Genomic DNA, 13,847 nt, shown 5'->3' with positions numbered 1-13,847 from the left:
CTCCCCGTTCCGGGGAGGATTTCGGTGGTTGATCGCAGCACGACACTGCGCCTACCAACGGCGCATCTCCCTTCCGAAAGGTCGCCCATGAATCGCACCGCACTTCTGCTCGCCACCACCGCCGCGGCGATCGCGCTTACGCCGGTTCTTGCCCAGCAGAAGGCCCCAACCGCGGCCGCGGTCGGCGGCGACATCCCGGCGAAGTTCAGCCCGCCCGAAGCGCAGAACGATTACGTCAAGCGCGAGGTGATGATCCCGATGCGCGACGGGACCAAGCTCTACACCGTGATCGTCTATGCCAAGGGCCTGACCAACGCGCCGATCGTGCTGACGCGCACACCGTACAACGCCAAGGGCCGCGCCAACCGCAGCGACAGCGCGAGCGAACTCTCGACGCTGCCGCTCGCCGACGAGATGTTCGTCAAAGGCGGCTATATCCGCGTCTATCAGGACATTCGCGGCAAATACGGCTCGGAGGGCGACTATGTCGTCACGCGCCCCGTCATCGGCCCGCTCAACCAGACCAAGGTCGATCACACCACCGACGCCTATGACACGATCGACTGGCTGGTGAACAAGGCGAACCTGCCGCAGTCGAACGGCAAGGTCGGGATGATCGGATCGTCCTACGAGGGCTTCACCGTGGTGATGGCGCTGCTCCATCCCCACCCCGCGCTCAAGGTCGCGGCGCCGCAGAGCCCGATGATCGACGGCTGGATGGGCGACGACTGGTTCCATTACGGCGCGTTCCGCCTGCCCAATATCGGCTGGCTCGGCGCGCAGACCGGCTACAAGGGCGCAGGGAAAGCGCCGCCGTCGGGCGGCTATGACGATTACGACAATTTCCGCACCATCTCGGCCGGCGATTGGGCGAAGAAGTCGGGCTACGATCAGCTGCCCTACTGGAACCGCATGGTCCAGCACCCCGCCTATGACAGCTTCTGGTCGGGCCAGGCGCTCGACACGCAGCTCGCCGCAAGCCCCTCGAACGTCCCCACGCTGTGGGAACAGGGCCTGTGGGATCATGAGGACATGTGGGGCGGGATTCACAGCTACGAGGCGCTGGTCAAGGCCGGGCATCAGTCGAACAACTATCTGGTGATGGGCCCGTGGCGCCACAGCCAGGTCAATCGCGACGGCCGCACGCTCGGCCCGCTGACGTGGAACGGCGACACCGCGCAGCAGTATCGCGAGGATATGGTGCTGCCCTTCTTCAACCAGTATCTGAAGGACGGTCCCGCGGTCACGCTGCCCGCCGCCGCGATCTACAACACCGGCGCGAACCATTGGGACCGCTTCCCGAAATGGCCGCTGTCGTGCGACACCGGCTGCGACACCCCCCTCACCCCGCTCTATCTCCAGGCCGACAAGGGCCTCGGCTTCGAGCGCGCGGCGAGCGGCGGCGACAGCTATGTGTCCGACCCCGCCAACCCCGTCCCCTATCTCCCGCGCCCGATCAATTTCGACGATGGCCGCTGGGGCGACTGGCTGGTGTTGGACCAGCGCTCGGTCGACGGCCGCACCGACGTGATGAGCTATTCGACGCCGGTGCTGACCAAAACCGTGAAGGTTTCGGGCGTGCCATGGGCCGACATCTTCGCCAAGACGACCGGCAGCGACGGCGACATGGTCGTCAAGCTGATCGACGTCTATCCCGACGAAGTGGCGAGCAACCCCAAGATGGGGGGCTATCAGCTCGCGATCAGCCTCGACATCTTCCGCGGCCGCTATCGCGAGAGCTTCGCCAAGCCGAGCGCGATCCCGGCGAACAAGACGCAGCAATATCGCTTCCGTCTGCCGGCCGTGAACCACGAGTTCCTGCCGGGTCACAAGATCATGGTGCAGGTGCAGTCGTCGCTGTTCCCGGTCTATGATCGCAACCCGCAGACTTTTGTGCCGAATATCTTCCTGGCGAAGCCTGCGGACTACAAGAAGGCGACGGTGACGATCGAGCATGGCGCCGCTGGGGCGAGCGCGGTGTTGCTGCCGGTAGTGGCGCAGTAACACTCACCACCGTCACCCCGGCTTCGTGCCGGGGTGACGGTCGGGCGAGGTCGTGAAGCGCTTCCCCGGCGAAGGCCGGGGTCCAGGAGCGAGACGGTCGTCATCGGGCGCTGCACGCTCTTGCGACTCATTTCTCGCCTGGGCCCCGGCCGTCGCCGGGGAAGCGCATTTCGGTTCGGATGGAATTCCGCGAGCGGAGGCCGCTCACACCAGCCCGTCGACCGCCTTCGTCCCCTTGCTCAGCGGGAACAGCGCGGCCATCGCGCGTGCCGGCTCGACCCCGAAATGCCCCGCCACCGCGCCGGCGATGAAGGCGTCGAGCTGCAGCGTCGGCTTGAGGTCGCGCCCCTCGAACAAGGCCGCCTGCGCCAGCCCCGGCCAGTCCGCCAGCACCCGCCCGCCGCGCACCGCGCCGCCGAGCAGCATCGCCGAGCTCCCCGTGCCGTGATCGGTCCCGCCGGTGCCGTTGACGGCGACGGTGCGGCCGAATTCGGTCGCGACGAGTACCATCGTATCACTCCACAACGGCCCGAGCCCGGCCTGTAGCGCGCCGATCATCCCATCGAGCCCCTTCAACTGCGCGCCGAGCCGCTGGCGTTGCTGGGTATGCGTGTCCCACCCCCCGGTCTCGATCATCGCGATCCGCGCGCCATTGGCGGGGGCGAGCAGGCGCGCGGCGAGCGCACCGGTTGCGACCGCATTCGCGCCGCCGCCCGCCGCGAGATCGCTGGTCAGCTGCCGCGTGCTCATCGCCTCGCTCCACAGCCCGTGGAGCTGACTGTCGCCCTGGTAGAGCATCGCAACGCGCTGCATCAGATCGTCCGACGCCTGCGGCAAATTGGAGGGCGCATAGGACGACACGTCGATCTTGCCGCGGAGCGCGAGCGGTACCGTCGCCGACACCGCGATCGCCTTGGCCTGGGTCGGCGGCAGCACGCCGAGCAGCCGGTTGAGCCAGCCGTCCTTGACCTGATAGGCGTTGAGCCCCCCGCTCTCGAGCACGTTCTGCCCGTCGAAATGCGAGCGATCGCGATACGGCGAGGCAACGGCATGCGCGAAGAGCGCCTGCTTCTGGCCGTAGAGGCCGTGGAGCGCCGCCATGCTCGGATGCAGCGCGAACATGCCGTCGAGCTTTGGCGCAGCCGCAAAGTCCGCCGCCAGATCGCCGCGCGCGCCGGCAAAGGCGGGGTCGCCGACCGGCGCGACGATCCCCATTCCGTCGGCCGCGCCGCGTTGGATGATGAAGATGAAGCGCTTGTCGGTCTCGGCCTTGGCGAACGCCATCCGCGGCGAGAGCGCGAGCGCCAGCGCACCCATTGCGCTGGCACCGATAAAGGAACGTCGATCAAAAACAGGGGCGTACATGATCTATCTCCGCATGAATTCGGGGGCGACGAGCAGCAGCGCAAGCGCCTGCGCCGGGCTCTCGCAATTGGCGAGCGCCGTGGTGGTGCCCGGGCTCACCGCGCCGGGCAGGATCTTCGGTGCCAGCGCGCGAGCATCGGTCGCGGCCGCGCGCGAGGCGAAGCGCTCGGCCGCCTCGACGCGGCGCAGCACCGCATCGGGGCCCGCCCAGCTGCCCGCGATATCGTCATAGCCGACCGGCTGGCCGGGCTTCCAGATCGGCTGGCCGAGCTGATTGAGCAGCCCGACCATCGCCTGCGGATCGGCGGTCTTGACGTTGAGCGCACGCATCGACGAGATCGTCCATTCCCACGGCGTCTTGAACTTGAGCGGCTGCTCGACCCACGCCTCGGGCGACGCGATCAGCGCGCGATACACCGTCGGCAGATCGCCGCCCGATTTCACGAACGCCGCCTGCAACCGCGCGACCATCGCCGGTGGCGGGGTGTCCCCGGCGAAATGCCGCGCGAGCTTGGTCGCGATATGCGTCGCCGTGGCGGGCGACACCGCAACGTCGGCGAGCACCGCGCTGGCTTGCTCGACGCCGCCGGCAGGATAGGTCTTGCCCATCACCACGCGGTCGCCCGGTTCGTGCAACGGCGCTGCAAAGACGAAGTCGCCGGGCAGCCCGTCGGTCCCGGCGGCACGCGCGCCCGGCCCCTGCCCGATCCCGGCGACCGTCCAGCCGGTCATCGCGCGCGCGAATTCGGTGACGTCGGTTTGGCTGTACCCGGTCCGCACGCCGAGCGTGTGGAGCTCGAGGATCTCGCGCGCGAGATTTTCGTTCAATCCGACCTTGCGCCCACCATTCACCGCCGCGCGCGCGGCGATCCGCTGCCCGAGCGGCGAATTGGGGCCGACCGACACCGCCTGGTCGAGATAGAGCAGCATCGCCGGATGCTGCTCGACCGCCATCAGCATATCGTGGAACGAGCCCAGCACGTGCGGCCGGATCGCCTCGAACTCGAGCGTTCCGGCAAGGCCGACGACCTGCAATTTGTCGGCCGAAACCGCGAAATGGTTCGCCCAGAAATGCACCAGGCGCTCGACGAACGGCGTGTCGGTGATCAGCGCCTGCGTCGCACGCGCGCCGACCGCACCGGCATAATCCTCGCGCCCGGCGCGCGCGGCGAACTGGCGCGCCTGCTTCATCGCGTCGTCGCGCGGCGGCTTGGCGGGGGCAGCCATTATCGGCGGCGTCATTCCCGGCGGCTGGACCGCCTGCGCGCCCATCTCCAGACCCGCCGGCGCCGCGCCCGGCATCGGCGCGACCGCCGCCGCACCGGCCGGCGGCATGGCGCGCCTGCCGCCCTGTTGCGCGCGCAAGGCGCGCTGCTGCCGGAAATAATCGGCGAGTTCGGCCGAAACCGCTGCACTGGTCGCCGCGCCAGCGATTGCGTCGGGATGCGGGTCGTAACGCGCAAACTGTCCCGTCAACCAGCCGACCGGGTCCGCCGGGACCGGCTGGTCGCCGCGTGCGCCCAAACCGAACCGGTTGAGCGCGATACTTGCCTTACTCATCGCCGCGTCCTTCGCTACGCCTTAGCTCGGTGTAGAACCGACCTGTCGCAGAATTATCCCCGGCGCGGCCCTAGGCGTTCGTTTGGTGCAACTGGTCGCGCAGTCTTTGCGCTTGGTCGTATGCTGCGCTGCAATATAATCGCGCCATCAGCACAATCCATCTTCGGGGAGAGGATGCGGGATCGGCTTTCGACATTCGAAAGGAACGATCATGCTCAAGACCGTCTTCGCCGCCACCGCGTTGCTCGCCGTTTCGGTTTCGCCCGCATTCGCCAAGGACGGCGCCAGCCACACCTTCACGCGCGATGGCGAGACCTACACTTACAAGACGATCGACAAGGGCGACCACGTCCTGATCAGCGGCAGCCGCCAGTCGGGGAGCGCGTTCGAACTGAACGTTCGCGGCGACCAGATCACGGGCGTTTCGGGCGGCGTCCCGGTTTCGTTCACTGTGCCCAACGCCCAAGCCAAGCTGACCTCCTCGACCGCCCTCGCACTGCGCTGAGCGCTCCGGCCGGGCGTGTCGCAGTTTCGATACGCCCGGTCTTCGCCGTCGAACGGGTTCAAAACCCTTCGGGCAGATCGATCGGCCCGACCACCTCGCGGTAGCGCGCGATCGCATAATGGTCGGTCATCCCGGCGATGAAATCGGCGACGTGGCGGCTGCGCCATGGCTCGTCGAGCGGGATTCGCTCGGCCCAGTCGCCCGGCATCAGCCGCGGATCGTCGCGATAGGCGGCGAACAGCCCACCGACGACTCCCTCGGCTACCCGCGCCGCCGCGAGCTGGCGCGGGTGGTGATAGAGGTTGGCGTACATGAAGCGTTTCAGCACGCGCTCGTCCTCGCGCATCGCGGGCGAGAAGCCGACCAGGCAGCGCCCTGCGGCGCGCACATCCGCTGCATCACCGATGCCGACCAAGCGCGCCCGCGTCTCGGCGATCAAATCATTGACCATCGCGCCGATCTGCGAGCGGATCAGCTCGCCGATCAGCCGTGCCGGCGCGACATCGGGAAAGCGCGCGCGCACCGTATCCCAGCCGCGCGCGATCAACGGAACCGCAAGCAACTGGTCGAGCGTCAGCAGCCCTGCGCGCAGGCCATCGTCGATATCGTGATTGTCATAGGCGATGTCGTCGGCGATCGCCGCCACCTGCGCCTCGAGGCTCGACCAGGCGCGCAGATCGAGCGGGAACGCCGCGTCGCATGCGGCCAGCGCCCAGCGCGGCTGCTTGACCGGGCCGTTATGCTTGGCCAGCCCTTCGAGCGTCTCCCACGTCAGGTTAAGCCCGTTCCAGCGCGGATACGGACTGTCGATCGTCATCAAAGCACGCAGCGTGTTCCCGTTATGATCGAACCCGCCCTGCCCCGCGAGCGCCGCCTCGAGCGCGTCCTCGCCGGCATGTCCGAAGGGCGGATGGCCGATGTCGTGCGCGAGCGACAGCGCCTCGGTCAGATCTTCGTTGAGCCCGAGCGTGCGCGCCACGGTGCGCGCGATCTGCGCGACCTCGAGACTGTGCGTCAGCCGGACGCGAAAATGGTCGCCGTCGGGCGCCATGAACACTTGCGTCTTGTGGCGCAGCCGACGGAAGCTGATCGAATGGATGATTCGGTCGCGATCGCGCTGGAAGGCGTCGCGGGGACCGCGCGCTCGATCGGACTCGCCCCCCTTTTGTTCTTCGTGGAGGCGACCGCGGCTGCGCTCCGGGTGAGAGGCCCAGGGCGCAAGCAGCGTCATCGCGGTCGGTCGTCCATCATCGAAAAGGTCATTTCGCGCCGAGCTTGGTGATCTTCTGGCCGGCGTCGCTGACGAAGACGAAGCCTGACTGGCCGTCCTTGGCGATCTTGTTGACGAACGTCTGCGCCTCGTCCTCGGTCTTGAACGGGCCGGTCAGGATGCGGTTGGTCGCGCGCAGCGGGGTCGTCCAGCCGCTGCGGCCGGCGAGCTGCTTGTTGCCGCTGCGCAGCTTCGACCATTGCTTGGGCAGATCGGCCTCGTTCGCGCCGCCCGCGACCTGCACCCAGATTCGCGAGGGTTCGAGCAGTTTGGGGTCGTGTTTGCGCTTTTCCTCGGCTGCCGCCTTGGCATCGGCGAGCTTCTTGTCGGCGGCGGCTTTCTTCGCGTCGGCGATCTTCTTTTCGGCGGCCGCCTTCTTGGCGTCGGCGAGCTTCTTGTCGGCCGCCGCCTTCTTCGCGTCGGCGAGCGCGGCCTGATCCGCGGCCTTCTTCTCCGCGAGCTTCCTTTCGGCCGCAGCTTTCTTCTCGGCGGCAAGTTCGTCGGCGCGCGTCGTATCCACCAAAGGCGCCGAGGCGAGCGCGCGCTGGATCGGTGCCGGCGTGGCACGGCCCGTGGCTTGCGGTGACCGCTCGTCGGCCGGCACCTTGATGTCGGAGATGATCGCCGCGAGGATCGTATCCTCGCTCCGCACCGGAGTCGGTGCAGCGGGCGGTGGCGTGACCACTGCCGGCGGTTGGGCCGCGACCGTGGTGGACGTCTCGGCAGCGGCGGCGAGCGTGCCCGTGCTGGCCGATGGCGGTGCGGCGACGGGCGGCTCCGGCACGAGCGTTGCCGATGGCGTACCGGCGAAGGCAGGGGTGGCACGCGCGACGCTACCGCTCGTGACGGCCGCGGGCGGCACGCCGAGGCGCGCGGTCAACGGAGCCGCGCTGCGCTCACCGACCGGGAGCGGGGTGATCGTAGCGGCCTGGACGACGGGGGACGATGGCGCGGCGGTTGCCGGAGCCGGAAGCGACGCTGCGGTCGGAACCGCGCTGCGATACGGTGTCGCCGCGGGGACAACGGGCGTCGCGACGGATCCGCTCGGGAGCGCGGCAAGCTGGACCGGGCGCGACACGCTCGGCGATGTGGGCGATGTGGGCGCAGCCAACGATCGTGGCGTGGCCGCTGCCGTCGGCGCGGGGTTCGCCGCGAGATTGGCTGCCTGCGTGACCGTCGACGGCGAACGCTGGGCATAGTGCGGCGCAGGAAGCGGTTGGACGTACGGCGTGGTCGGGGCATGCTGCGCCGATGCGTAGGGCTGGGACGTCTGCGTCGTGCCCGGCACACGCTGGACGAAGGATGTCGTCGGCGCAGTCGTCATCGGCACGGCGCGCGGCGTGTTGGCGGCGAGCGCGACCCGCGGCGCGGTCGAACCGTAAGCCGGCGGTGCTGGCAAGGGTTCGGCCGGCACGGCGGGCGGAGTCGAAGCGACCGCAACCTGTACGCGGCCGCGGTTGCGGCGTGCTTCGCGCGCGCGCCGCCGTTCCTCGCGCGCGTCGACGACGACCGGCGCCTTCACCACTGCGGCGACTTGCACCGGGGCGGTCGGATCAGGCCCGAGCGCGGCGAGCGGCGGGACGAGGCGCGCATCGTTGACGCGATCAAGGCTCGGCCGGACCTCGCCGAAATGCACCGCGAAGGCGCGATCGACCGGGCGCAGGTTGGGCAGGACATCGAAGAACGGCTGCAACCCCTGCGCCATTCCGGTCGGCATCATGCTCGTCGCGATCCTGGTCGCGCCGGCCTTGTCGCCCGACATCGCCAGGATGAACGCGCGCGCGCGCCACGCGCCGCGGTCGCTCTTGCGCAGCAGCGTGTCGATCTGCGTCAGCGCGAGATCGCGCTTCCCCGAAATCCCGAGCGAGAGCGCGTAGCGCCGCTGCGTTTCGTCGTTCGCGCCCGCACGCAAGGCAACGCGGTAATCGCGCTGCGCGCGTTCCTGCTCGCCGATCAGATCATAGGCCAGACCGCGGTCGGCGGCAAAGCTGCGCGGATCGGCGCCGAGCCGCTCGGCTTCGGCAAAATGGCGCAGCGCGTCGCCGGGCCGCTCGGCCGAGACGAGCAGGCTCCCCTCGCCCGCCTTGACGCGCGCGTTGCGCGGATCGATCCGCTCGGCGCGCGCGAAGAAGGCGGCGGCGGCGGTATCGTCATCGAGCTTGAGCGCGAGCTCGCCCGCACGCACCAGCACCTGCAGATCCTGCGGGTTGGCGGCGAGCAGCCGGATCTGGCTCGCGAGCAGATCGGCGTCCGACAGCGGCTGCACCGCGTAAGGCGACGGCACGCTGGCATAAGGCGAACTGCCATAGGGCGAAGGGTAGCTCGTCTGCGCGCCCGCCGCAGCAGCAAGCGTCAGCGCGGATACGGAGGCAATGAGGCGAACGGCGCGCATGATCAGTCCTAGAGCGGTTTATGGCGCAGGCGGCAAGCGACCGCCCGGCCGCGCTGCGACCAATCGACACCCAGTGGCGGCGAGCGGCCGATCGGTGCCGCTCGCCGCGATCCGCGGATCGTTACTGGTTGTTCTGCCGATGCAGGAAGCGCGGGATATCGAGCGGATCCTTGTCTGGGGCGGGCTCCTCGTCGCGCGCAGCACCGCGCGAGACGCTCGACATGCGCTCGAACAGCGTACCGCCGAGCTTGACGCGCGGCGCCGGAGCAGCAGGCGTGGGCTCGGGTGCGGCGGCGGGTGCCGCCTCGGCCACGGGCGCACCCGGCGACAGCCAGCGGCGGCGCGTCGGCGCTTCGGCGGCGGTGTCGTCGGCAGCGGGTGCCGATGGCGCGGGCGCCGTGTCGTCGAAGCTCGTCACCGGCGCGGTCGTGGGGGCCGGAGCCGGCGCCGGCTCGGGGGCGACGACCGTCTCGCTGCCAAGGACGAGTTCGTCCTCCTGCGGCGCAGGCTCGGCTGTCGGCTCGGCGGTGGGCACGGCCTCGGCGGCCGGCGCAGCCGGCGTCTCGGGCTTCTTGGTGCCCGAGAAGCTGAACGCGCGCGACACCGGCGGTGCTGCCGGAACGGGGCGGGTTTCCGCTTCTATGCCGGTGGCGACCACCGAGACGCGGATTTTGCCTTCGAGATCGGGATTGAACGCAGACCCCCAGATGATGTTGGCGTCTTCGTCGACCAGCTCGCGGATGTGGTTCGCGGCTTCATCGACTTCGAGCAGGCGCATGTCGTCGCCACCGGTGATCGAGACGATGACGCCCTTCGCGCCCTTCATGCTGACGCCGTCGAGCAGCGGGTTGGCGATCGCCTTCGACGCCGCCTCGATCGCGCGATTGTCGCCCTCGGCCTCGCCGGTGCCCATCATCGCCTTGCCCATTTCCTGCATCACCGAACGGACGTCGGCGAAGTCGAGGTTGATGAGGCCGGGCATGACCATCAGGTCGGTGATCCCGCGCACGCCCTGCTGCAGGACTTCGTCCGCCATCTGGAACGCTTCCTTGAAGGTCGTGTTCGCATTGGCGACGAGGAACAGATTCTGGTTGGGGATGACGATCAGCGTATCGACATACTTCTGCAGCTCCTCGATGCCCGCCTCGGCGCTCTTGGCGCGACGCGTGCCCTCGAAGGCGAATGGCTTGGTGACGACGCCCACGGTCAGGATGCCCATGTCGCGCGCCGCCTTGGCGATCACCGGGGCCGCACCGGTGCCGGTGCCGCCGCCCATGCCGGCGGCGATGAAGCACATATGCGAGCCTTCGAGCATCTTGGTGACCTGCTCGATCGTCTCTTCGGCGGCAGCGCGCCCGATCTCGGGGCGCGACCCGGCGCCGAGCCCTTGCGTGATCTTCGCGCCGAGCTGGATCTTGTGGCTCGCGGTCGACTGCTTGAGCGCCTGCGAGTCGGTGTTGGCGACGAGGAACTCGACCCCCTGCACATCGGCGCGCATCATGTTGGCGATGGCGTTGCCGCCAGCGCCGCCGACGCCGATCACGGCGATGCGCGGCGTGAGCTCATCGACTTCTGGCGGCAAAAATTCGATGCTCATGTCCGGTCTCCAAACAGCGCCCACACCCCGGCGCGAAACTGATATAGGTGTAGTCTTGCACCATCACTGGCGGTCCTTCCAGAGCGAACCGCACAAACGAGTAGCAAATCTTTAATAATTCGCGCGGGCTGCCGCGATCAGGCGGCGGAACAGCGCAAATCCCTTAGGGCGATGTACCAGTTGCTGCTTGCCCGACAGCGCGCGCAGATCGACCGGGTCGGCCGCGGCATAGAAAGCGAGCCCCGCAAGCGTGGCGAAAGCCGGCCCGGCATGCGCCTCGGGCAAGGCGGTCAGCCCGCGCGGGCGGCCGATCCGCACCGAGCGCCCGAGCGCCTGCTGCGCATAATCGGCGATGCCCTTGAGCTCCGCCCCGCCGCCGGTCAGCACGACCTGGCGCCCGACCGGCCCCTCGAACTTCAATTCGGCGAGCGCCTTGCCGACTTCGCCGATCAGATGGTCGAGCCGCTGGCGGATCACCGCGATGAGCTGTGCCTTGGTGATGCGCGTGCCGTCATGCGCATCGTCCTCGGCCGAGATCGGCGCGACGTCGATCATCTCGTGGTTGTCGCGCGGGGAGGCGTTGGCCGAACCGTGGACGCACTTCATGCGCTCAGCCTGCGCGCGGCGCGTGCCGAAGGCGGAGGCGATGTCGTCGGTGATGTCCTGCGCGCCGATCGGGATCGACATCAGCCCGACGAGCATCCCGCCGGCGAACAGCGAGACGTTGGTGATGCCGGCGCCCAGCTCGACCAGCGCGACGCCAAGCTCGCGCTCCTCGTCGGACAGGCACGCCATGCCGGTCGCGACGGGCGAGGCGATGATCGACTTCACCTCGAGATGCGCATTGGCGACGCACAGGCCGAGGTTACGCACCGGCGATCCGTCGGCGGCGACGACATGGATGTGGACGCCGAGCCGGTCGGCATGCAGACCGAGCGGGCGCTTCACGCCGGTGAGCCCGTCGAGCGTGTAGAGCGCAGGCTGCGCGTGCAGCACCATGCGGCCGGCCGGATCGATCGAATCCCGCCCCGCCTGCAACAGCGCGTCGATGTCGGACTGCTCGACCCGGTGCCCACCCAGCTCGAACTCGATCGAGGCGACGTCGGACACGAGCCCCCCGGCCGAGAAGCTGACCCACACGTTCTCGATGTTCATGCCCGCGATCCGCTCGGCCTGCTCGACCGCCTCGCGCACCGCGACTTCGGTCGCGGCGGCATCGGCGATATAGCCGCGCTTGACGCCGCGGCTCTCGCGCTGGCCGGTGCCGAGCACGATCAATTCGCCGCCATCGCCCTTCTGCGCGATCATCGCGGAGACCTTGGACGAGCCGATGTCGAGTGCGGTGATGAGACCTTCCGGTGCTGTCTTCGCCATGCTGCTTCCCCTGTTACGCCCGCTTTACGCTATACTTGGCCCGCTGGCCCCGATTGTTTCGCTTCGGTCACGCCCGATTTCGCCGGGAGCGTCGCCTGCCCCGTCACCGGTGTTCCCGCCGGCGTCGTCGCCGAAGGATCGGTGATCGCCTTGTTGTCGACCAGCCCGGGCTTGCGCGCGACCAGCCGCGTCGGGTCGCGCATGTCGAAGCCGAGCCAGCCCTTGCCGAGCAGCGGCTTGACCCCGTCGAGCTGCGCGAAGCGGACCAGCGCCTTGCCCGCCGCCTCGTCGCCCTCGGGCAGCGCGAGCGTCTCGCCGCTCTCGAAGGTCAGCGTCCAGCGGCGATTGCCCACCCAGGTCGCCGCCTTGACTTGCCCGCGGAGCGCCGGCGCGACCTCGAGCAATTGCTTGTACGCCGGCTCCTGCTCGTTCGCATGCGCGCCGATCACCAGCGGCAGATCGGGCATCGCCTCGGGATTGACCGGCTCGAGCCACGTGCCGTTCGCCGAGATCAGCGCCAGCTGGCCCTTGTTCTGCCAGATCGCGCTCGGCGTGCGCTCGATCACGTTGACCAGCAGCGTGTCGGGCAGGCGGCGCGAGACATGCGCGTCCTCGATCCAGCCGCTGTGCGCGAGCAGATCCTGACGGATCTTCTCGAGGCTGACGAGCGGCATCGCCATCGACGGCTGGTTCGCCGCGATCTTGTAGATCACGTTGTGGTCCATCCGCTTGAGTCCGGTAATCTGGATGTTGGTGACGCGGAAGCCCGCATCGCCGATCCCCTCGCCGATCGCGCTGCCGATCGCCGCGGGCACGCCGAGATAGGTCGCGCCGACGAGCACCGCTGCGCCGACCGCACCCATGATCGACCAGGTCGCGATTCTGTGGAGCGTCGCTTCGCTGACCGGCAGCATCGCGATCAGCTTGTCGATCGTCGACGCCTTGGGCGGCTTGCGCCGCTTGGGCTGGACCGGGCGGCGGGCGGTGCCGCGCTTGATCGTGCCGCTCGTCATGGCGCCTTGTCCTTCAGCGCCTCATCGACGATCGCCTGGACGAGCTGCGGATAGGAAATGCCGCAATGCCGCGCCTGTTCGGGCACGAGGCTGAGCGGAGTCATCCCCGGCTGGGTGTTGACCTCGAGCAGGAACAGCCCGTCGACCCCGGCCTCGTCGTCCCAGCGGAAATCCGAGCGCGACGCGCCCTTGCAGCCGAGCAGGCGGTGCGCATCGAGCGCGATCTGCTTGCACGCGGCGGTGATCTCGTCGGGGATCGCGGCTGGGAAGATATGCTCGGTCTTGCCGTCAGTATATTTCGATTCGTAATCGTACCAGCCGCTCAGCGGCTTCAATTCGGTCACGCCGAGCGCCTTGTCGCCGAGCACCGCGGTGGTGAGTTCGCGCCCGCGGATATAGGGTTCGGCGAGCAGTTCGTCGAACTCGGTCCACGGGCCGGGCGTGCTGCGCGCGATCGGGTTGCCGTAATTGCCCTCGGCGGTGACGATCGCCACGCCGACGGAGGAGCCTTCGTTGACGGGCTTGAGCACATAGGGACGCGGCAGCGGGTCGGCGTCGTACAGCGTCTCCGACTTGACGATCCGCCCGCCCGGCATCGGGATGCCGGCGGGGACGAGCAGCAGCTTGGTGAGTTGCTTGTCGATCGCGATCACCGAGGTCGCGAGCCCCGAATGCGTATAGGTCAGCCCCATCAGGTCGAGCATCCCCTGCACCGAGCCGTCCTCGCCGGGGGTACCGTGGAGCGCGTTGAACACGACGTCGGGCTT

At 68.7% G+C, this 13,847-nt stretch carries 10 protein-coding genes; 2 read left to right on the top strand and 8 right to left on the bottom strand.

Translation table 11 applies throughout. From position 1 onward, the window contains the following. The first annotated feature begins 87 nt into the window (after positions 1–87). Positions 88–2,004 (top strand): CocE/NonD family hydrolase, encoded by a 1,917-nt coding sequence (locus RH90_RS03065; protein ID WP_010183816.1) that lies wholly within the window; start codon positions 88–90, stop codon positions 2,002–2,004. A gap of 204 nt (positions 2,005–2,208) precedes the next feature. On the opposite strand, the gene RH90_RS03060 is transcribed toward RH90_RS03065, so the two are convergent. Beyond that, positions 2,209–3,321 carry a DUF1501 domain-containing protein gene (locus RH90_RS03060; RefSeq protein WP_010183815.1) on the bottom strand — a complete coding sequence of 371 codons (1,113 nt, stop codon included), beginning with the start codon at positions 3,319–3,321 and terminating at the stop codon, positions 2,209–2,211. A gap of 51 nt (positions 3,322–3,372) precedes the next feature. Continuing rightward, the gene (locus tag RH90_RS03055; RefSeq protein WP_010183814.1) at positions 3,373–4,929 is read right to left on the bottom strand and encodes a DUF1800 domain-containing protein; all 1,557 of its coding nucleotides are present in this window, start codon (positions 4,927–4,929) and stop codon (positions 3,373–3,375) included. 211 nt (positions 4,930–5,140) lie between these two features. On the opposite strand from RH90_RS03055, the gene RH90_RS03050 reads away from it, so the two are divergent. Next, a complete protein-coding gene (locus RH90_RS03050; RefSeq protein WP_010183813.1) occupies positions 5,141–5,434 on the top strand; it encodes a hypothetical protein in 294 nt (97 codons plus the stop codon). 58 nt (positions 5,435–5,492) lie between these two features. Here RH90_RS03050 and RH90_RS03045 read toward each other — a convergent pair whose 3' ends face one another. The 6 genes from RH90_RS03045 to RH90_RS03020 all read right to left on the bottom strand — a co-directional run. Next, complete coding sequence (locus RH90_RS03045; RefSeq protein ID WP_010183812.1) at positions 5,493–6,665, bottom strand: deoxyguanosinetriphosphate triphosphohydrolase; 1,173 nt, start codon at positions 6,663–6,665, stop codon at positions 5,493–5,495. 28 nt (positions 6,666–6,693) lie between these two features. Next, the gene (locus RH90_RS03040) at positions 6,694–9,096 is read right to left on the bottom strand and encodes an SPOR domain-containing protein (RefSeq protein ID WP_010183810.1); all 2,403 of its coding nucleotides are present in this window, start codon (positions 9,094–9,096) and stop codon (positions 6,694–6,696) included. A gap of 121 nt (positions 9,097–9,217) precedes the next feature. Continuing rightward, entirely contained in the window at positions 9,218–10,693 is a 1,476-nt protein-coding gene (gene ftsZ, locus RH90_RS03035; RefSeq protein WP_010183809.1) for a cell division protein FtsZ, read from the bottom strand. Positions 10,694–10,804: 111 nt separating this feature from the next. After that, positions 10,805–12,067, bottom strand: coding sequence for a cell division protein FtsA (gene ftsA / locus RH90_RS03030; protein WP_010183808.1), 1,263 nt, complete (start codon positions 12,065–12,067; stop codon positions 10,805–10,807). A gap of 29 nt (positions 12,068–12,096) precedes the next feature. Continuing rightward, positions 12,097–13,080, bottom strand: coding sequence for a cell division protein FtsQ/DivIB (locus RH90_RS03025; RefSeq protein WP_010183805.1), 984 nt, complete (start codon positions 13,078–13,080; stop codon positions 12,097–12,099). After that, on the bottom strand, positions 13,077–13,847 hold a 771-nt coding region (locus RH90_RS03020; RefSeq protein ID WP_010183804.1), incomplete at its 5' end, for a D-alanine--D-alanine ligase. The genes RH90_RS03025 and RH90_RS03020, both read right to left, overlap by 4 nt.

It is taken from the genome of Sphingomonas sp. PAMC 26605 (genome assembly GCF_000241485.1).
Taxonomy (GTDB): Bacteria; Pseudomonadota; Alphaproteobacteria; order Sphingomonadales; family Sphingomonadaceae; genus Sphingomonas.
The sequence above is the reverse complement of the archived record's forward strand: the minus strand, read 5'-3'. Positions and strand labels throughout refer to the sequence as shown.

Excerpts from the sequence above, each read along its gene's own strand:
- RH90_RS03045 (WP_010183812.1), bottom strand. The coding sequence starts at position 6,665 with ATGACGCTGCTTGCGCCCTGGGCCTCTCACCCGGAGCGCAGCCGCGGT.
- ftsZ (WP_010183809.1), bottom strand. The coding sequence starts at position 10,693 with ATGAGCATCGAATTTTTGCCGCCAGAAGTCGATGAGCTCACGCCGCGC.
- RH90_RS03025 (WP_010183805.1), bottom strand. The coding sequence starts at position 13,080 with ATGACGAGCGGCACGATCAAGCGCGGCACCGCCCGCCGCCCGGTCCAG.
- RH90_RS03065 (WP_010183816.1), top strand. The coding sequence starts at position 88 with ATGAATCGCACCGCACTTCTGCTCGCCACCACCGCCGCGGCGATCGCG.
- RH90_RS03055 (WP_010183814.1), bottom strand. The coding sequence starts at position 4,929 with ATGAGTAAGGCAAGTATCGCGCTCAACCGGTTCGGTTTGGGCGCACGC.
- RH90_RS03050 (WP_010183813.1), top strand. The coding sequence starts at position 5,141 with ATGCTCAAGACCGTCTTCGCCGCCACCGCGTTGCTCGCCGTTTCGGTT.
- RH90_RS03040 (WP_010183810.1), bottom strand. The coding sequence starts at position 9,096 with ATGCGCGCCGTTCGCCTCATTGCCTCCGTATCCGCGCTGACGCTTGCT.
- ftsA (WP_010183808.1), bottom strand. The coding sequence starts at position 12,067 with ATGGCGAAGACAGCACCGGAAGGTCTCATCACCGCACTCGACATCGGC.
- RH90_RS03060 (WP_010183815.1), bottom strand. The coding sequence starts at position 3,321 with ATGGGTGCGCTGGCGCTCGCGCTCTCGCCGCGGATGGCGTTCGCCAAG.